Origin of the sequence: Companilactobacillus mindensis DSM 14500 (genome assembly GCF_001434275.1) — a bacterium.
Taxonomy (GTDB): domain Bacteria; phylum Bacillota; class Bacilli; order Lactobacillales; family Lactobacillaceae; genus Companilactobacillus; species Companilactobacillus mindensis.
The window spans coordinates 45327-64854 of record NZ_AZEZ01000095.1 but is presented as its reverse complement, the minus strand read 5'-3'; the positions used below and the strand labels follow the sequence as shown (position 1 = coordinate 64854).

Here is a 19528-nt window from a genome sequence, read left to right as displayed (position 1 = left end):
ATTGTATTTAAAAGATTCGCGTAATACAAGGGCTTATTGCTGTGGTTTAGGAACTTTCTTATTTGGCTTGTTCCGACCAGGATTGTTGATACCATTACCGACGATGTATTGATGGAAAATAGTAATAAACTGATTGCTATCGATCATGTCGGAGTGCTGAGCTTTGGAACCGGTCAAAGTAATGAGCGTGTAGTGTTTGATATGGCCTTCGTAAACGTATTTTCCAGCATCGACACTTCCAAGGGGAACGATACCGTCATCGGTATAAAGTTTGGTACCAGCGATGGAGTAGTAGGTTAGATCTTCCGGAATCTTGTCGCGGCTTTTGACGAGGTCGTTTAGCATTTGAGTCCGATTAGAAGTGTTCTTTTCTTCGAAGTTGTAAGGCGTACCAACGGTCAACATTTGATTAACGGTGATAGTTGAATCGTCAAAGTACTTTTCAAAGAAGAGTGTCCAGATCAAACCGCCATTGGAATGGCCAAAAGCATTGAAGTTATTGAAACGGTAACGCTTCTTCAGTTGATTGAAAGCAATATTGAACCAAGCTGCTTGCTTTTTAATGTTGGAATAGCCATCTTTGTTATTCTCAAATCCCACGACGATAAAGGGACGCTCATCGTTTGAACGGATTCTGCCGCTGTAAGTGATTTTGTTGTTAGTGTGAACGGTCATTTTTAGGAGACTGTGGTGTTCGCCATATGTCCGGTTGACAGTTTTAACTAAGTCATCGAAACGGTTAGCTGAGGCGCTGGAACCAGGAATCAAGATCACTGGTGACATTGGTGAATTATAGCGCCCGGCTAAGGTAGTGACGTTTCTTTTTGTCCAAATGTAAGAAGGGATACCTAGCAAAACTAAGATAATAGCAATCGCTACTAGATATTTAAAATTTTTATTTTTTCTTAAATTACGAGTGCGCATTAAGCTTCACCTTCTTCAAGACCAAGATTATCCAAGATTTTTACTTTGACAGCCATTTTGACGAATGGAATATAAATACAGGTTGAAATAACAATTGCCAGTACAGAGAATCCTAAGGCCTGCCAGCTGCCGTTAGTGGCAATGAAGGCAATTAGTGGTCCTGGGGTTCCAATGGGCACAGGATAGACGCTAGGTGGCATTAAATGCAAAGTGATTGCTAAGGCGGCCATTAACATGTTGGCCAAAGGAGCTAAGATAAATGGAATTAAAAAGATGACGTTGAATAAGACGGGAATTCCGGTCATAACGCCGCTACTGATATTGAAAATACTAGGGACCATAGCCCAACGGGCAACGGTCTGAAAGTCTTTGTCCCGAGCTACTATCAAGATAGCGATGATCAGACCCAACACACAGCCAGTCCCGCCATAAGTAGCAAAGCCGTGATATAAGGAAGCACTGGTGAATGGATTGGGAGCGTTCCATGCGGTGTGTTTTTCTAGAGCATAATTGAGGTTAACGGTAGAAAGGACATCCATTTTTTCCACGCCTAAGGCTGAGTAAGTACCCGACCAACCGAGAAATGACATGATGATTGTATAAAGCGAGAAGAGCAAAGTTTTGAGTAGTTGCGTCCAATCATTGTGGGAGGTGTATTCAGTAGCTAAGGAATTGATAAAGTTGCCAGGGGCTTCTGAATAGTAGGTGACGTTGATAAAGGTACTGAAAATCATTGCGATAATTAGTGAAAGAATCAATGGCTTCCAAGAAATAAAGGCTCTTTCCAAAACACTGGTTGGTACCTGATTACTTTGAAGTTTGGGAGCGGGCCGACTGAACTTTTTGAATAGCCAACCGATAAACATACCCAAGACGATGGCAAAGAGCAAACCTCTCATACCAAGCATGCCTGGATGAAAGGAAATTGGTTGGACTTTGGAGTATGAGTAGTCGGCAATCAAATAGGAACTGATCCCCACGAGTCCAGCGATTTGGTCGTCACGGTTGTAATATTTGGCGGTATATTTGGCCGCACCGAAGATAGCGATGACTGAGACCCAGCCCAGCGACATGTTGTACAGTCCGTTAGTAATATTGTCGATTTGTCGATAGACGAAGTCATTGTTCAAATTTGGAAAGATATCAGTTAAGAATCCTTCTCGGCCGATGACGACAGTTTGAATTATTTTGATGAAACTACCGAATAAAGCGAAGGGAAAAATTAGTAATAGCGTCCGCTGAATAATGCGATAGATCAATAAGTGTTGAATTTTTAAGGTTGTTTTTACTAAACGTTCTTCCAATTTATTTTTAAATTGAACTTTCATGAAAATCACCCACAATTTTAATTACTATACCTACTTAAAAGTATAACCTGCAACAAAAAAAGCCGCTATTAAAGCGACCTTTTTTTGTTGAAATAGTGAATGTAATAAATCGGCAATCCTAACAAGGTAATACCGATACCCATGAAAGCCAATCCAGGTTGACGTATCAGGGTTGAGATGATGATATAAGCTCCACCAGCCATAGCGATAATTGGTGGAATAGGGTAAAAGTTGATCTTGTACGGACGTTCCAATTCAGGTTCGCTACGACGCAAGATGAAAACACCCACGAACATCATCATTGAAAAAATCCACATTACGAAAACCAACATATCGGTCAAATAATCAAAACTTCCCATGAAAATCATGATGATAGCAATGATCGTTTGAATCAGACCAGCATTGGCAGGGACACGAGTATTCTTTGTCAATTTTCCAAAAAACTTTGAAAAGACGATCTCATCGTCGGTACCAAGAACGTAACTGACCCGAGGACCAGTCATCGTATAACCGTTGACTGAACCGAAAACAGAGATCAAAATACCGATAGTAACGATTTTGCCACCGATATCACCAAAAATTTTGATGGCAGCTTCGGAGGCAGCGTTTTGATTTCCAGGAATTAAATGAAAAGGCAAGGCCTTGATGAAAACAAAACTGATCAAAACGTAAATCAAGGTAATAAAGAAAAGCCCAACGATAATTGATCTAGATAAGTCTTTTTCAGGCTTCTTCATTTCCCCGGCTAAATTACCAACGTTCATCCAACCATCGAAAGCAAACATCGTAGCTAACAGGCCACCACCCATTGATGACCAGAAGTTAGCATGGTTTCCCGAGGTGATAGGGAAAAGTGAGACGTTATGCGTTACTGGCGTAAAGATACCAACGGTGATGATCAATACGATAGGGATCAGTTTAGCAATCAAAGCAATCGATTGAATTCGACCACCGACTTTGGCCCCTAATAGATTGACTAAATATAAGAAAACAGCCAGTGAAATGGCGATAGGAATCTGCCAAGTACTAGAGATATTGCAAAGGTTCATAACTTGTGTGGCAAAGATGATCGAAAGAGCAGAGATCCCAGCGGGATAATAGATAACTGATTGTGCCCAAGCCAGTAAAAAGGCAGGAACTTTACCATAGATATATTCAATATATTTATAAATCCCCCCAGCAACTGGTAAAGCTGATGCGAGTTCGGCAACAGTCAAACCAGCGTTGATGGTAATGAAACCAGCAAGGATCCAAACGAAAATCGTTAAACTGGAAGAACCAGTAGCGGCTGTAACACTGGAGATTTTGAAGAAAACTCCTCCACCAATGACAAGACCCATTACTGTTGATAGTGCCGGAAAGAAACCGAGGTCCCTTTTCAGACTAAATTTGTCTGTTTCGTCGTTCATAAAAGAAAAGTACTCCCCTCAAAATGGTATAGAATAAAATTATATACCATAATGATAAGATTCAGTTATTTTTTTGTTGGTAATTGCGCTTACATATAAGTAGAATTAAGGAGAGGTGATTTTATGATAAGTTTAGGAATAATTGGAACAAATTGGATTACGGAACAATTCGTTAAAGCTACCGATGAAACTAAAAGTTTTTCATTAACCCATGTTTATTCACGGACGGAAGCTAAGGCGAAGAGCTTTATTAAGGACTTGGATAAGAAAGATATTACTATCAGCACTGATTTGGACGAATTTCTGAGTATGAATTTTGATACAGTTTACATCGCTTCACCAAATGCTTTGCACTTTAGTCAAGCTAAGAAGGCTTTGGAAAACGGTAAGAACGTTATCGTTGAAAAGCCAAGTACGTCAACAATCGCTGAATTTACGATCTTGGAAAAGTTAGCTCGTGAGAATCACGTCTACTTGTTTGAAGCTGCTAGACACATTCATGAACCAATTTTCAAAAAAATCGCTGAAGTAGTTGAGAAGCACCGCGATGAATTATCTGGAGCAACCTTCTCATATATGAAATATTCCAGCCGTTATGACGCCTATCTAGCTGGGAAAAATCCTAACATTTTCACAACTAAATTCTCTGGTGGCGCTTTGTATGACTTAGGTGTCTATACGATCTATGATGCAGTAGTCTTGTTTGGTCAACCAAAGAAGGTCGATTACGATGCAGAATTTTTGGCTTCCGGCGTTGATGGCAGCGGCAGTTTGACATTGAGCTATCCCAAGTTTGACGTCAATATAATTGTCGGCAAGACCAAGAACTCATACATGTCTTCTGAAATTTACTTTGGTCGTGACACATTATTGCTCGATAACGGTGGCGATATTCGTCATCTTGATTGGGCCGACGACAATAAGAATGTAACTGATATTCCAACTACCAAGAGTGAAAATCCTATGGACTCTGAAGCGGTCGAATTTGCTAGAATAATGAATGAAAATGATACGGAAACTTATGATAAACTATTAAAATACGCTCAAATCGTCAACAGAACATTAGAGCAAGCTAGAATAAGTGCAGGACTTGTTTTTGAAGCAGATAAGGAAAAATAAAGTGGAAATACCAAAACTATATCAAGATTATTTTAAGCAAAATCAATTTGAAACATTGACTAAGATTCAAGATGCTGTCTATATGCCTTTCAAGGAAGGCAAGGACTTAGTTGCCATGGCCCCAACAGGTTCTGGTAAAACCCTAGGTTTTGTCATGCCCATGCTTGAGACTTTAGTACCTAAGGATGGCTTACAAGTATTGATTTTGGAACCATCACAGGAATTAGCCATGCAAGTCAGAGATGTCATCCAACCATTGGCTAAACTGGTTGACTGTAAGGTTCAAGCTTTGACTGGGGGAGCTAATCCTACACGTCAATTAAAAAAATTGAAAGAAAAGCCTGAGATCATCGTAGCTACTTTGGGCCGTTTGAACGAATTGGTCGAAAGCCGCAAAGTGAAATTAGGCAAGATCAATACAGTCATCGTCGATGAAGCTGATGAAATGTTGAACAAATCTAAACTAGAAAGTGTTCGCAGCACCATCTCACAAATGCCAGCTGACGTGCAAATGACTTTCTTCTCAGCTACTGGCAATGACATTTTCAAAGACATGCACAAGTGGTTTGGCCAAAGCTTCTTGGTCATCGATCAACGAAACGACACAAGTTACACGGCTGGAATCAAGCATTACTTCGTCGATGCCAACAATGAATTCATCAAAAATGCTATCTTGCGTGAATTAGCACACAACAAGAAATTCTTAGGAATCGTCTTCTTCGGTAATTCTCGTTCATTGCACAAAGCTATCAGTGATATGAATCATAACAAGACTAATTTCGTGGCTTTGGATAGCAAGATGTCATCACAACAACGTAAAACGGCGTTACAGTTGTTTTCCAGTAAGAAAGTAAACTTGATGCTAACGACTGATGTGGCGGCTCGTGGAATGGATATCGACGATGTCAATATGATCGTCAACTACATGATGCCCCGTGATGACAGTGAATATGTTCACCGTGCTGGTCGTACTGGTCGTATGGGGAAGAGTGGCGAAGTAATTACTTTTGGTAATAGTCACGATATGCGTAATCTTCAAGAAATGATCGACTACGATGTAACGAAAGTTTACGTTGATCACGAAGGTAAGCTTTCAAAGAAACCAGTATTCAACAAGCGTCATAACGCTCCAAAGAATAAGTCGAAAACTGACAACAAGCCTAAGAAACGTTTACGTGATCAAAAGAACAAAGGAAAACGTAGTTTTCATAAGAAGTCAGAACAAAAGTAATTTAGTCTAAACACACTTTTTGAGTTAAAATAAAAAGTGTGTTTATGGTCCCTTGGCCCAGTTGGATAGAGCAACTGCCTCCTAAGCAGTAGGTCCCCGGTTCGATTCCGGGAGGGATCATTAATCAATTGATAAATAAAAATAATGAGTCATGATATTAAATCACTTAATGTCGTGACTTATTTTTTCAATTAAGTGAGGTAGGATAATGGAGACATTAAAATGTTCACAGACACTTTCAATTAGTAATCACCGTGTGTTTTCTTCAGATCTGAATGAACACGGAACCGTTTTTGGTGGAAAAACTTTAACAGTCATTGATGACAATTCCTCGATTGCAGCTTCTCGGATTGCCCGAATTGAGACCGTAACGGCTTCTATCGATCAAGTTAACTTCATTTTGCCATTTGAATTACAGGATTCAATGTGTACAGAATCTTATGTTTCGGGAGTTGGCAGTCGTTCAATTGAAGTCTTTACTAAGATTATTGGTGAGCATTTGAAGACAGGTAAACGCTTTTTAGGTTTAACTTGTTTCTCGACCTTCGTTGTAACGGATAAGGAGGTCGTTCTGCCGGGAATCATACCTGATAGTGATGAATCAGAATACGTCTGCAGCGGCTACCAGAAAAGACAAGATGAGCGTTTGAAGAAACTGTTGGAACAAGAGAAGTTTAATAAAAATATTAGTTTGAAATTTCCATGGCAAAAATAAAGAGTACAACAGAACTCGGAAGAAGTTGAATTCTGTTGCACTCTTTATGCTGCATATTTAATGAAAAACATAGTTGAGTCTCAAATTGTCGTTTTCCGGGCAGATGAAAATTTTTTTGAATTAATTTAGAACAATAAAAAATGCCGGTCATTATGATCGACATTTTTTATTGTTTATTGAGTTTTATATTCGTATTTAGGATCATATCGCGTAAGTCTTGAAAGTCAGCGTTGGCAAATGCTTCATCGAGAACTTCATTTGCAACTTTTTGAGCAATTTTAAAGTGTTCGATTCCAGAAGTAGTGATTTTTAAGCAGACGGCCTTTTGATTGTCATCACTGTGATAGCGGATGATAGGACGACAATTTTTGTTTTCTAAACGGACAGCCAATCTGGAAACTGCCGCAGCACTGAGGTGCAATGATTCTTTGATTTCTAGCAGACTAGCTTGTGAATCGTATTGGTCATACAAGTAGTGAAGAAAGCTGAATTCAACTGGCGATAAGTCGTATTTGATCAAAGCTTTCTCCAGTTTATTCTGAACATCATTTTCGAAATGTTTCATATTCAGCCACGTGCAGAGATTAGAATTAGTGTTGATAGTGATCACTCCTTCCTAAAAATAATAATAACATTTACGTATTATGAAACTTATAGCATTTTTGCGCAAGCAATAATTGTAAAAGGGCTAACAACTCCAAATAAAGTTATTTTTGCTATACTAATCACGAATAATTGTAGAGAGAAGTGGGGGAAAGCAGATGAATTTTTATTCGTTCAAATATTTAGAGGCTCATAATAATGAACCTAATTTTTTATTCATTATAGGAATCTTAATTCTAGCAGTGGCCATTTTTGTCACCGGATTTTTATATTTCAAGAATCGTTCGGACAATAAGTATCGTGATTTGTTGATCATCTTTGCTTTAGGAATCATTTTATTCATCGGTATTAATTACAACAACTACGAGCAACAATTGGATATCAGCAATAAAAATAGTCAGACTTTGACCTTGATGAAATCAGTGGCGCGTGACAAAAAAGTTTCGACTAAAAAAGTATATTCAAATAGTTCCAGTTTGACCGAGGGTATGTTGATCAAGGCTGGTAAAGATATTTATCGTGTCAGTTTCGATAATAATCAAAATAGCTATACGCTGGTGAAAGCTAACCTGATCAGTAATGACAAAATTCAATTGGTTAATAAGTAGGTGGAATAATGGTCTTATTATATGGAGATTTAACATTAAAATTTATCGTCGGCTTCTTAGTCATGGTCTTACAGATCAATCTCTTCGGTCGGGGGAACATTGCTCCAACCAGTGCCATTGATCAACTGCAAAACTATGTGCTTGGTGGTATCGTCGGTGGTATGATCTACAACTCGAGTATTTCGCTATTGCAATTTACCTTGGTGCTTTTGATTTGGACCTTGGTAGTGTTCGTTGCTAAATTCTTGACGAACCACAATAACTTTTTCAAGAAGGTCATTGAGGGAACGCCACAGATGATAATTAAAAACGGCAAGATCGATGTAAATTTGGCTTTGAAAAATGGCCTGTCTGCTAATGATTTGTCCTTCAAATTGCGTCAAGCTGGCGTGATGGACATTCGCAATGTCAAAAGAGGCGTGTTTGAACGTAATGGTCAATTAACGCTGGTGATGAAAAATGAAGATAGCATCAAATATCCAATTATTTTGGATGGCAAGATCGACTATGACGAGTTGGCAACAATCAACAAAGATCAAGAGTGGATCGATGAGCAACTGGAAAAACGTAATTTGGAAGTTTCCGAAGTTTATTTGGCCAATTATATCGATAATCAATTAATTATTTATGAATATTGACATAATTTAGGCGCGCCAAAATTAATTTTTAAAGTAAAGGATACTGTACTAAAATAGTAATGTATTAAAATTTTGGTGGTGATAACATGGCAGGTGGATCTAAGGTGTTTTCTGTATTCATGCTAATTTTTTATGCAATCTTAATGTACTTCGTTTTCGTTAACAATAATATGGTAGCAATGTACATGATGGGTATCGGTATGTTTATAGAAGCTTTAGTAAATTGTATTTGTACGTTTCGATCAAAAACTAATAAATAGGGTGGCGATTATAAATGACAGATTCACAAGTTTACACAGATTACTTTTTCGATGAACCAGTATTTGATTTACACGATGGTGGGTACGTTCCGCTTGAGAAGGCAAACGATGTACCAGAAAAACCATTGAATATACCAGCACTATTGAAACCAGATAAGGTAGAAGGCAACGACGTCTACTATACGATCACGGCTCAAGAGGGCGAGACACAGATCTTACCTGGGGCTAAAACTAAGACCTGGGGCTACAATGCTTCATTATTAGGAACAACGATCGTTTTGAAACAAGGCGTTCACTATCACGTACATCTAGTTAATGAATTGCCAGAAGTAACGACTTTCCACTGGCATGGTCTCAACGTTACCGGACCAATCGTTGACGGTGGCCCCCACGCACCAGTTTACCCAGGCGGTAGCCGTGACATTGACTTTACATTAGACCAACCAGCCCAAACTGACTGGATCCACCCACACCCATGTCCTAACACTGCTCGCCAAGTTTGGAATGGTTTGGCCGCTGCTGTCGTTGTGACTGATGACGAAGAAGCTAAATTGCCATTCCCAAGAAACTATGGCGTTGATGATATTCCGGTTATTTTACAAGATAGAAATTACCATGACAATCAGTTGGACTACAAGGCTGATTATGATATGGATGGTACTGAAGGCAAGTATGCTTTAGTCAACGGTACGATCAATGGGGTCTTTAATGTTACGACCCAAAGAGTTCGTCTCAGAATTCTTGATGGTTCTGACCGTCGTGAATGGCGTTTGCACTTTGACGACAACCATGAATTTACCCAAATTGCTTCAGATGGTGGTACTTTACCTTCTCCAGTCAAATTCACTAAGTTGATGTTGACTTGTGCGGAACGTGCTGAAGTGATCGTAGACTTTGGCGACAAGAAGCCTGGTGACGTAGTAACGTTGATGACTGACGATATTCCTGTTATGAAATTTAAGATTGGTGAATACAAGCATGAAGATGTTACTTTGCCAGAACACTTAACAACGATTGACGCTCCCAAAGTAACGCCAGGACTTCCTGTAACTAGAACAGTCATGTCCGGAATGGACGATCAAGTTAGACTTGATGGTAAACTCTTCGACATGCAAAGAATCGACCGCAAACAAAAGATTGGTGACACTGTCCTTTGGGATGTGGTAAATACTAACGACATGGACGGCGGGATGATTCATCCATTCCACATGCACGGTTGCCAATTCTTAGTCATTAGCCGTAATGGTAAAGCTCCTTATCCTAATGAACACGGCTGGAAAGATACCGTTGGCGTCAATGCTGGTGAAACTGTGCGAATTGCCGTTCAATTTACTAAGTTTGGAGTTTATATGTATCACTGCCATATCCTTGAACACGAAGATACTGGTATGATGGCACAAATCGAAGCTTACGACCCTGATCACGAACACAAGTATCACTTGATCAGTATGGAAGAAATGAATCACCCAAGTGAGAAATAAAACAATATTGACAACGTTTTCACACTAATCTAGACTGAGTCTATTATGAAAACTTTGTTAGTTATAAGAGATTACGAAAAGGCAACAATATTCATAATACGAATATTGTTGCCTTTTTAAATACCAGTTAGGGGTTTGTTACAATATCTCTTTTATCAAGGCGTTGGGGGAATCATTTTTGGAAAAAACTAAATTTAAAACACGTTTAGGCTATTTGATCTTGGCCATCGTTATCGATGCCTTTGCGAATGCATTGATGATCAACAGTAATATGGGGAGTGCAGTGTGGACGGCATCAGCGGTCAATATCTCTAAACTCTTGCACTCGTCTTATGGAACGACGTTATTTGTCTATGCGGTCATTGTAACGATTGCTAATCAATTATTGCTAGGCAAATTTGACAGTCATATTTTTCTTTCTAATTTACTATTCTCATTGCCATTCAGTTATTTAGTTGGTTTCTTCTCTGACATTATGAATCCTTTGCAACTAAATCATTTATCGTTGATCCCACGTTTGTTAGTAGATGTTTTGGGGTTGATCGGGGTTTCGGTCGGAACTTCGATTTATCAACGTTGTAATTTGATCCAACACCCTAACGATGAACTAGCGTACTTGTTGCGCTTCAAATATTTGCACGGCTCAGCAGGCTGGGGGCAATTGATCAGTTACACGCCACCGGTCATCATTATGATTATTTGTTACGTCTTGACCGGTAATATTATTTCAGTTGGGATTGGGACGATTTTGGCTATGTTTTGTCAGGGTATCGTCATCGGTATCTCTGATAAGATTGTGTTACCATCGTTAAAACATCATTACTCATTTTAAAAGTTCGTAACAATCTAGTTAAGAAATAATAAATATTAATAAATTTATATAAAAAAGAGTTAAAATAATTAGTTTATGGGCTTGCGGTGAACCGTCACATGGTTTAATATGGCTAGTAGGGACTACCAGATTCAAAAACAACTGATTCCTTCCCGACGGTGAGATTAATTTCTCACTATTTTTTTGCCCAAGTGAAGGACTAAAGAAAATTTGATTTATCATTAAACATAGCTTTTTCTACAAAATACCCTCTGATTCTTCATTGGGTTCTTTTTCAAGTTTGGTTACATACAATTATTTAGATATACTAATAGGCCATCCAAAAAATCAACTGGATGGCCTTTTTAGTATATCTAAATAAAATGTCGAATCATTAGAATCTATAATATTAACACTACTTAATGTAAAACAAATAAAAAACCGTTTAGTCTGGAATGGAATCCCGGCGGATACTCAGCCGTGGTAGTCTCTTGGCTGGCGTACCTCGCCAGGTTAGAGACAGACAAGCTTAGAGACAATTTGAACCGTAATTGGCTCTAAGTTGCTCTCACAGCGTTCCAGCAATCCGCCGGGATTTCATGGAAGACGGCAGTGAACAACCAAACTTGAAAAAGAACCTTCATTGAATCAGAGGGTATTTTAGTTAATATTATTTAATATCGTTGAAATCGTAAGTGATACCTTCGACCGTTAGACGATTGCGGCCGGCATTTTTAGATTCGTAAAGATACTTATCGACCCGATTGAAGAGATCGGAGAAGGAGTCATCAGACTCAACCAATTTGGAAATACCGAAGGATATCGTGACATCCAATCTTTGACCGTTCAAAATCAAAGGCGTGTTGACTAAAGTGTCACGCAAATCAGTTACGATCGACACGCAGTCAGCAGGACGTTTTCCACGGAAGATGATGATAAATTCTTCACCACCGAAACGAAATAGTTGTCCTTTAGTGTCAGTCAAAAACATTTCTCGTTCCATAGTGTGAGCGACATGCTTCAAGACCTCATCACCGGTAGAGTGACCGTATTGGTCATTGAACTGTTTAAAGTGATCGATATCGAACATAGCAATCGTCAAAGGTACAGCACTTTCGGAGTAGTAAGTTTCGTAAATTTCTTCGGAAGTTTTATCCAAGTTGGCTCGGTTTCTAACACCAGTCAACTCATCGTAATTGACCTGAACTTGCAGATCGTCGTAATTGAGCATTGTATCCTGCAATTTTCGAGCACAGAAGCGAATAATCGACATGTAGATGAGAAAAACCAACAGCATACTGAATATTTCCACGTATGGGAAACTGTGGTCTACCCAAAGTAAAATCCACCAAGCAAGTCCAAAAAGCACTTGGAGCAACAAATATTGCCATTCGTTACTTTCTAGAAAGTCGGTTCGTCGATAAATAAAAATAACGATTAAGATGAGTGAAATGTAAGAAATAACAAAGAGTGGCAAGTTCCGGTTATCCAACCGAGAAATATTCGCAGCGTGATAATATAAAAACGGCATCAGAATATTGATCAGTAGGGTGATTTTGTTGCGGATCAAATACATACAATAAAGCAGGATGGTCAACTGAGCATTGGCATACAGCCAGCCGTGGTTGATCGAGCCACTGTTTAGAATGTGAAAGATATTTTGCAACATGATCATGCTAGACCCTAAGACTAAACCCTCAATGGTATGAACAGAGATACGTTTCCAAAGAGGCGATGAATGACTGATTTTTTGCTCTAGCGAATAGGCAACGATAGTAATGATAGTAATCAAGCCAATCGTTACTAAGGTAATAATTGCCGAGTTGATATTCAAGTAATTATCTAGAATTTTTTGTAAAATAGTGTCTGGCAAAATTCTCCCTCAATTAATAAGATTTATTTAATATTTTAATGATAAAAGGTTTATTGTAATCAATAGAACTTATAGTTTTACAATAAAAATTATCATAGTTAACAAATGATAATTACGGCAATGAATCAAGTCAAGAAATTATAATTTTAATTATAGTTCATTTTAAGTGTATAGGTGTTAATTATAACTGATATAATCATCGCCTGGCAGCGCTATCAGAAGATAAATATCTATCATTCAATAATTAAAATGTTCTAAAACATAAAATTTTAACTTGTTTTGATTTAAAGACTACTTCGCGTAATACTATACACTTATTTATTTATAAAAATATAAGGTTATAATAGTCTTATTCGTTGTGGATTTTTTAATGATATGCCAATAAATCATTTTATAGTATAAATGTATTTTAAAAAATGAGGGGTAAGAATATGAAAGTAATAGTCGTTGGATGTACACATGCGGGAACGGCAGCGGTAGAACAAATTTTACAGGACCATCCAGGTACTGAAGTCACGGTTTATGAACGTGATGACAATATTTCCTTCCTATCTTGTGGAATTGCACTTTATTTAGGAAGAAGAGTTAAACGTTTAGAAGATATGTTTTATGCAAGTCCTAAAGATCTCGAAAAACTTGGGGCTAAGGTCAATATGAAACATGATGTCCTAAAGATCGATGCTGAGAAGAAAACGGTAATGTGCGAAAACATGAAGACGCATGAGATCATCAATGACACTTATGACAAGTTGATCATGACGACTGGTTCCACAGTGGCTGTACCACCAATTATGGGGATTTCTGATACACGGATCTTGATGTGCAAGAGTTACGATCAAGCTCAGGCGATTTATGAAACGGCTAAAGAACACAAGCACATAACGATTGTCGGTGGTGGATACATTGGCGTGGAACTAGCGGAAAGTTATGCTAATACAGATCACGAAGTTACTTTGATCCAATCAAGAGACCAAGTGCTCAACAATTATATTGATAAAGATATGTCGCAAAAAGTCATTGAACTTTTGAAAGAACACGATGTTAATGTGTATTTGAATGAACGAGTAACTGGCTTTAGTCGTGATGATGACAGTGACAGCGTTTTGATTGAAACTAATGAAGCAGACCACAAAGCTGATTTGGTGATCGTCTGCACTGGTTTCGTGGCTAATACGGAACTTTTGCGTGGTCAAGTAGGTATGGACCGTCACGGAGCTATTATCATCAATGAATATACCCAAACATCCAATCCAGATATTTACGCTGCTGGGGATGCTTGTACGGTCAACTTCAATCCAACTCACAAACACTCTTATATGCCATTGGCAACTAACGCTATTCGTCAAGGAGCTTTGGCTGGAATCAACGTTTTCGGCGATATCCAGAAATATATGGGGACACAGGCAACGTCAGGGATGGAATTGTTTGGCTATACGATTGCCTCCACTGGTTTAACTTTGAAACATGCTCTAGCTGGTGGCATCAATGCTGATATGGTCGAATATCACGATTATTATCGTCCAGACTACATGCCAACGACTGATATGTTGACGATCAAGTTAGTTTATAACAAAGACACACGGTTGATTTTAGGTGCTCAACTCTTCAGTAAACATGAAGTAGCCCAATCGGCGAATACGATCTCGGTTTGCATCCAAAATAAAAATACGATCGACGATTTAGCTTTCGTTGATATGTTGTTCCAACCAAATTATGACAATCCGTTCAATTATTTGAATTTAGTAGCCCAAATGGCGGTTGCTAAAGAACGTGACGAAAAGAAAAATAAATAAAAATAGCATCAATATTACCAAGAATTTTTTCGGTAATATTGATGCTATTTGTTTGGAATCATTTGTCGCCATCTAACTTCAACAAGTGTGGCTTGCCGTAATAGTAGCCTTGGCGTAGATCGATATTGAGCGAGTCAGCCAAAGCGTCATCGTGTTCATCTTCGATACCTTCGAGAATAAAGCGGAGATTATTCTTCTCACTGAAATCTCTCCAGAAGATAACTTTTTTCTCGATGTCAGGATCACGTAATTTTTCACCAAAATTTTGAATGGCAAATTTTATTTCTGAAGCTAAAGGAATCATATCTTGAATTTGGTCCAATTGATTGACACCAGTTCCACAGTCATCCAAGCTGAAGTCCATGCCGTAATTGATGAATTCTTGAATCAAAGGAATCAAAGTCGAATTAGGCCAGTTTTCGTTAGGCGTATCTTCAGTCAATTCAACGACTACACGCAATGGTCGTAAAATGCTTTGAGCTTCAATGATAGCGTCCCGAACTTCTTTATCCATCAGTTGGTTGCGGTTGATATTGACGGAAACTGAACCGATCTTCAATGATAATAATTTGGTTGTGGCAATCAAGACTGAAGCCATTGTATGAGAGGGTATATCTGAGAAATTAGCTGGTGGTCTCCAACCCTGATCAGTTTTTTTCTTCATTAACAATTCATAGCCGATCAGTGAATTATTAACTTTATCAAGCTGGGGTTGAATAAAAAATCTATACATAATCAAACTCCTTTACACGCGGTCCCTATAATATTTCACCCTAATGGGGTTTGTGAAAAAAATATCTGCGAATTAATACTAAAGTAAATTTTATTGTAAGTCCAATTTCATGTCGTGGTGGGCGATGCCGACTTCTTGGTAAGCATCTCCGACAACATGAAAGCCTAGTTTTTTATAAAAGTCTTGGGCATGATCTTGGGCACCTAAAATCACATAATTATAGTGGTGATCTTTGGCATAAGCGAAAATATATTTTAAAAGGTGTGAACCTAATGTTCTTGACGAAACTTTTTGAGTACAGCGACCCGTTGGACGTGAATACCATTGTCATCTGTAGGGAAGAACCTAGCCGTAGCCACAGCCGATCCATCCAAATAGACATTGAAGTAAGTGCAGTCAGCTTCGCGATCGTCGATCTCTAAATCTTTACGAACGTTTTGCTCGTCAACGAAAACGTCGGTCCTGATTTTGAGACTATCTTTATAAATAGCTGAATTAATGTCGTTGCTATATTTGATTTCTTTCATAAATAAACTCCAATTAAAAAAGTCAACACAAGTTTATTATATTACAAATTTGGCAAATATTCGGTCCGATAATTGAGAGATAAAAATACAATTTTTAAACTATGAGATATTTACTTCATTGATATAATAAAACTATATATATTGTGTTATGCTGAATGAATAAGTGAGTATAAAAAGGTACTGTAGAGGAGGAACCGACTATTGAAAGTTATTGTTGTCGGATGTACACATGCTGGAACGGCTGCAGTTGAAAAAATATTAGAAAAGCATCCAGAAACAGATGTTACAGTTTATGAACGTGATGATAATATTGCGTTTTTGTCATGCGGAATTGCTTTATATCTTGGTAGAATCGTCAATAACCTTGAAGATATGTTTTATGCTGACCCTACCACACTTGAAGGCTATGGCGCCAAGGTTCATATGAAGCATAACGTTATAAAAATCGATACTAAAAATAAAAAAATCGTTGTTCAAGACCTTGTTACTAAGGATATTTTTGAAGATACATATGACAAATTGATCATGACGACTGGTTCTGAAGTAGGAATCCCACCCATCGGCGGTATGGATAACCCACGTGTTCTTTTGTGCAAGAGCTATGCCCAAGCCAAAAAGATCTATGAATCTGCTTTGAATTATCCTAGCATTGCGATTGTTGGCGCTGGCTATGTGGGAGTTGAGCTTGCAGAAAGCTACGCCAATACAGTCCACGAAGTTACCTTGATCCAATCACGGAATCAAATTTTAAATAACTATGTCGATTCAGGTTTGTCAGAAGAAATTATTGAAAAATTAAAGGAACACGACGTTCAAGTTCACTTAGGCGAACGGGTTGCTGAAATTGAAGACGGTGACCAATTGACGATCAAGACTAAAGCCGGACATGCTTACAAAGCTGACTTAGTGATCGTATGTACTGGTTTCTTTGCCAACACTGATTTGTTACGGGGCCAAGTCCAAATGGACGGTTATGGTGCCATCATCATCAATGATTACATGCAAACTTCAGATCCAGATGTTTATGCAGCGGGAGATTCATGTGTCGTTAAATTCAATCCAACTGGTGAAATGAAATATATTCCTTTAGCTACGAATGCGGTTCGCCAAGGAACTTTAGCCGGAATCAACATTTTTGGCGATATTCGCAAATACATGGGTACACAAGCAACAACCGCCATGGAAATCTTTGGCTATACTTTGGCTGAAACTGGTTTGACATTAAGAAAAGCTTTGGCCAGCGGAATAAATGCTGACTGCGTCGTTTACCACGATAATTACCGGCCAGCCTATATGCCAACGACTGATATGCTGACGATTTATCTAGTTTATGACAAGGATACGCGAAAAGTTCTTGGAGCTCAGTTGTTCAGTAAACATGAAGTGGCTCAATCGGCCAATGCTATTTCAATCTGTATTCAAAATAATAATACGATCGATGATTTGGCTTTTGTCGACATGCTTTTCCAACCAAATTACGATAATCCATTTAACTATCTTAACTTGGTAGCACAACAGGCTATCGCTAAAGAAGATAATGAATAAAAATCATACCTCGATGGTATGATTTTTTTAATACCCTAAAAACTGTATATTTATTAAGCATGGTTTTAATGCTAAACTGACGGTAGTTTAATAGATATTGCGGGGATATTAAATTGGGAAATTTATACGAAATATTTAGGATCTGTTTTAGTATCAATTCACTGATAACGGGGATCGTAACGATAGGTTTTATTACCTTGATTACTTATTTTGCTTTCACTTTGGAAAAGAAAATCAGTATTACATCGCCGTATTTACAAAAAGTTGTCGTTAATATCTCAGAAATGGCGTTATTGATCATCGCGTTAGTTTTGGTCAAACGAGTCTTTCACAACTTAACTGGTGGGCAAGTGGTTGAATTGGGTGGGCTGTATGCCAATGCTGAATTGACTCTGTTATTTTACTGTCTGTTCGTCTTCAATAATCGCTTGATCGTGTTATTAAATCTGGCTTTGCCGTTTATTTATCATCCATCTTTTGTAATGGAACGCTTAAAAGGGCCGGAGATGCCGCTTTTTGTGATCTCTTATATAATTTTGTTCGTTGTGATTACTTTTTTGTACGATCACAAAGGCGTTTTGTTAGTTTCAAACTATAAATACCTTGCGGCTCAAATATTATTTGGTGTTTGTTGGTGGGTCATTATTTGGATAGATTACAACTTTCCAGTTCCGGATATCATCGGTATTTTTATCGTCTTTGAATTGTACATGCTAGTTGCTCGAGTCATTGAACAGAAGATGACGACGTACTTGCATGCGTATGATGATCTGAATAAAAAGGTCAACTACGATGCTTTGACTGGGGTTAGAAATCGAGCTAATTTCAATAAATTATCGCATGAGGCCTTTGAAAGACATTTAAAGGATGTGGACAGACCAGTGTCTTTGGTCATGTTTGATATCGACCGCTTCAAGAAATTCAACGATCATTACGGACATGAGATTGGCGATGAAGTTTTGCGGCATGTGGCCCATATTGTGGAAAGAGAATTGCACGTTGATAAAAGCGACAGCAATTTGTTCCGCTACGGTGGCGAAGAATTCGTCATTATCGTCAATGGAGTTGATGGTGAGTACTGTAAAACCATTATCAACGCCATTAATCAGACGTTAAAAGAAATGCCTTTGTTCATTCAAGATAAGCAGTTGAGCGTCACCTTGTGCTTTGGCGTAACAATGTTTAGAGTGGGGGATCAGACTTTTGAAGATACCCTCAAGCGTGCTGACAATTATCTTTACGAATCTAAAAACAAAGGTCGTAACCGCATGACGATCGAAGGCAAGACCGAAAACTATACAGCTCAACCGATCATGCATATTTAGACAAAACAAAAAGACCAGCAGGCGGGGAACCTACTGATCTTTTTTTATGTGTAGTTGATTTTTCGATAGGAATTTAAGAAATTAACTATCGTCATTGAATGATGGGGTATTCAATGAATTAGGGAGATTATTATGATCCGTTGTATTTTCGGGTAAATTTAAGAAATGAGTTTTTATTCCTACCGATTTTGCAATTGGGAGTTACAAGTAAAATCAACTATATATCTAGAATAAGCATCTAGTCATAGATCAAGTTATTATGTTTTCTACATGGGAGGCGGAAGATAGACTTTGAAAACCTATTCCAGATTTAGACAAAGTGACTATATTTAGCCCCTCCTTTCTCTATGTTAGCGCTTTCTTTATTGGTACAAACATAGTATAGCAAGATTTTATAAATTTCACAATACAAATGATTGTGAAATTGTTAATAAAATTTGATGCCAAATGTTGGTATATATGGATTATTGCTGGATATAAGTGATAAAAATAAATTTCGATTGTGATATGACTACTTCACAATGAAACTCAGCAATTGTTAAAAAATAGGGAAGAGACGATCGAGCTTTTTAGCGGTAAAAAGGGTACAAAAAAAGGCAGAAACA

Annotated in this window: 16 protein-coding genes, 1 tRNA gene and 1 pseudogene; 11 read left to right on the top strand and 7 right to left on the bottom strand. The window is 38.1% G+C overall.

The annotated features are described in order from the left end of the window. Window positions 1-33: 33 nt before the first annotated feature. The 3 genes from FD29_RS09365 to FD29_RS09355 form a co-directional block, all read right to left on the bottom strand. Window positions 34-924, bottom strand: a complete 891-nt coding sequence (locus FD29_RS09365; protein ID WP_057888676.1) for an alpha/beta hydrolase — start codon at window positions 922-924, stop codon at window positions 34-36. Further along, window positions 924-2252: a PTS transporter subunit EIIC gene (locus FD29_RS09360; RefSeq protein ID WP_057888675.1), complete on the bottom strand. Its 1329-nt coding sequence runs from the start codon at window positions 2250-2252 to the stop codon at window positions 924-926. The genes FD29_RS09365 and FD29_RS09360 overlap by 1 nt, the downstream gene beginning before the upstream one ends. A 68-nt stretch (window positions 2253-2320) precedes the next feature. Beyond that, complete coding sequence (locus FD29_RS09355; RefSeq protein WP_057888674.1) at window positions 2321-3661, bottom strand: APC family permease; 1341 nt, start codon at window positions 3659-3661, stop codon at window positions 2321-2323. A 123-nt stretch (window positions 3662-3784) separates the two neighbouring features. On the opposite strand from FD29_RS09355, the gene FD29_RS09350 reads away from it, so the two are divergent. From FD29_RS09350 to FD29_RS09335, 4 genes are all read left to right on the top strand, one after another. Continuing rightward, a complete protein-coding gene (locus FD29_RS09350; protein ID WP_057888673.1) occupies window positions 3785-4780 on the top strand; it encodes a Gfo/Idh/MocA family protein in 996 nt (331 codons plus the stop codon). A gap of 1 nt (window position 4781) precedes the next feature. Continuing rightward, the gene (locus tag FD29_RS09345; protein ID WP_057888672.1) at window positions 4782-6011 is read left to right on the top strand and encodes a DEAD/DEAH box helicase; all 1230 of its coding nucleotides are present in this window, start codon (window positions 4782-4784) and stop codon (window positions 6009-6011) included. A gap of 46 nt (window positions 6012-6057) precedes the next feature. After that, window positions 6058-6131 (top strand) — tRNA-Arg (locus FD29_RS09340). An 88-nt stretch (window positions 6132-6219) separates the two neighbouring features. Continuing rightward, window positions 6220-6726, top strand: coding sequence for an acyl-CoA thioesterase (locus FD29_RS09335; RefSeq protein WP_057888671.1), 507 nt, complete (start codon window positions 6220-6222; stop codon window positions 6724-6726). A 166-nt stretch (window positions 6727-6892) separates the two neighbouring features. Here the strand turns inward: FD29_RS09335 and FD29_RS09330 are convergent, their stop codons facing one another. Then, the gene (locus FD29_RS09330; protein WP_057888670.1) at window positions 6893-7291 is read right to left on the bottom strand and encodes a helix-turn-helix domain-containing protein; all 399 of its coding nucleotides are present in this window, start codon (window positions 7289-7291) and stop codon (window positions 6893-6895) included. 196 nt (window positions 7292-7487) lie between these two features. On the opposite strand from FD29_RS09330, the gene FD29_RS09325 reads away from it, so the two are divergent. The 4 genes from FD29_RS09325 (at window position 7488) to FD29_RS09310 (ending at window position 11148) form a co-directional block, all read left to right on the top strand. Continuing rightward, window positions 7488-7937 (top strand): DUF3290 domain-containing protein, encoded by a 450-nt coding sequence (locus FD29_RS09325; RefSeq protein WP_057888669.1) that lies wholly within the window; start codon window positions 7488-7490, stop codon window positions 7935-7937. Window positions 7938-7945: 8 nt separating this feature from the next. Beyond that, a complete protein-coding gene (locus tag FD29_RS09320; protein WP_057888668.1) occupies window positions 7946-8575 on the top strand; it encodes a DUF421 domain-containing protein in 630 nt (209 codons plus the stop codon). A gap of 274 nt (window positions 8576-8849) precedes the next feature. Next, a complete protein-coding gene (locus tag FD29_RS09315) occupies window positions 8850-10316 on the top strand; it encodes a multicopper oxidase family protein (protein WP_057888667.1) in 1467 nt (488 codons plus the stop codon). A gap of 178 nt (window positions 10317-10494) precedes the next feature. Then, window positions 10495-11148: a YczE/YyaS/YitT family protein gene (locus FD29_RS09310; protein WP_057888666.1), complete on the top strand. Its 654-nt coding sequence runs from the start codon at window positions 10495-10497 to the stop codon at window positions 11146-11148. Window positions 11149-11797: 649 nt separating this feature from the next. Here the strand turns inward: FD29_RS09310 and FD29_RS09305 are convergent. Next, window positions 11798-13000 carry a GGDEF domain-containing protein gene (locus FD29_RS09305; protein ID WP_057888665.1) on the bottom strand — a complete coding sequence of 401 codons (1203 nt, stop codon included), beginning with the start codon at window positions 12998-13000 and terminating at the stop codon, window positions 11798-11800. Between the two features lie 431 nt (window positions 13001-13431). Here FD29_RS09305 and FD29_RS09300 point away from each other — a divergent pair, with 431 nt between their 5' ends. Next, window positions 13432-14793 (top strand): FAD-dependent oxidoreductase, encoded by a 1362-nt coding sequence (locus tag FD29_RS09300; protein WP_057888664.1) that lies wholly within the window; start codon window positions 13432-13434, stop codon window positions 14791-14793. A 58-nt stretch (window positions 14794-14851) separates the two neighbouring features. Here the strand turns inward: FD29_RS09300 and FD29_RS09295 are convergent, their stop codons facing one another. Both FD29_RS09295 and FD29_RS11795 read right to left on the bottom strand, forming a co-directional pair. Next, on the bottom strand, window positions 14852-15526 hold the full coding sequence (locus FD29_RS09295; protein ID WP_057888663.1) for an EAL domain-containing protein: 675 nt from the start codon (window positions 15524-15526) through the stop codon (window positions 14852-14854). Window positions 15527-15616: 90 nt separating this feature from the next. After that, window positions 15617-16053: pseudogene (locus FD29_RS11795) on the bottom strand (GNAT family N-acetyltransferase). Window positions 16054-16254: 201 nt separating this feature from the next. On the opposite strand from FD29_RS11795, the gene FD29_RS09285 reads away from it, so the two are divergent. Continuing rightward, window positions 16255-17598 (top strand): FAD-dependent oxidoreductase, encoded by a 1344-nt coding sequence (locus tag FD29_RS09285; RefSeq protein WP_057888662.1) that lies wholly within the window; start codon window positions 16255-16257, stop codon window positions 17596-17598. A 113-nt stretch (window positions 17599-17711) separates the two neighbouring features. Further along, window positions 17712-18923, top strand: a complete 1212-nt coding sequence (locus FD29_RS09280) for a GGDEF domain-containing protein (RefSeq protein WP_147007958.1) — start codon at window positions 17712-17714, stop codon at window positions 18921-18923. The last annotated feature ends 605 nt before the right edge of the window (window positions 18924-19528 follow it).

Bases quoted from the DNA above. Each gene is read 5' to 3' on its own strand.
- FD29_RS09365 (WP_057888676.1), bottom strand. From the start codon at position 924: ATGCGCACTCGTAATTTAAGAAAAAATAAAAATTTTAAATATCTAGTA.
- FD29_RS09360 (WP_057888675.1), bottom strand. From the start codon at position 2,252: ATGAAAGTTCAATTTAAAAATAAATTGGAAGAACGTTTAGTAAAAACA.
- FD29_RS09355 (WP_057888674.1), bottom strand. From the start codon at position 3,661: ATGAACGACGAAACAGACAAATTTAGTCTGAAAAGGGACCTCGGTTTC.
- FD29_RS09350 (WP_057888673.1), top strand. From the start codon at position 3,785: ATGATAAGTTTAGGAATAATTGGAACAAATTGGATTACGGAACAATTC.
- FD29_RS09335 (WP_057888671.1), top strand. From the start codon at position 6,220: ATGGAGACATTAAAATGTTCACAGACACTTTCAATTAGTAATCACCGT.
- FD29_RS09330 (WP_057888670.1), bottom strand. From the start codon at position 7,291: ATGAAACATTTCGAAAATGATGTTCAGAATAAACTGGAGAAAGCTTTG.
- FD29_RS09325 (WP_057888669.1), top strand. From the start codon at position 7,488: ATGAATTTTTATTCGTTCAAATATTTAGAGGCTCATAATAATGAACCT.
- FD29_RS09320 (WP_057888668.1), top strand. From the start codon at position 7,946: ATGGTCTTATTATATGGAGATTTAACATTAAAATTTATCGTCGGCTTC.
- FD29_RS09315 (WP_057888667.1), top strand. From the start codon at position 8,850: ATGACAGATTCACAAGTTTACACAGATTACTTTTTCGATGAACCAGTA.
- FD29_RS09300 (WP_057888664.1), top strand. From the start codon at position 13,432: ATGAAAGTAATAGTCGTTGGATGTACACATGCGGGAACGGCAGCGGTA.
- FD29_RS09295 (WP_057888663.1), bottom strand. From the start codon at position 15,526: ATGTATAGATTTTTTATTCAACCCCAGCTTGATAAAGTTAATAATTCA.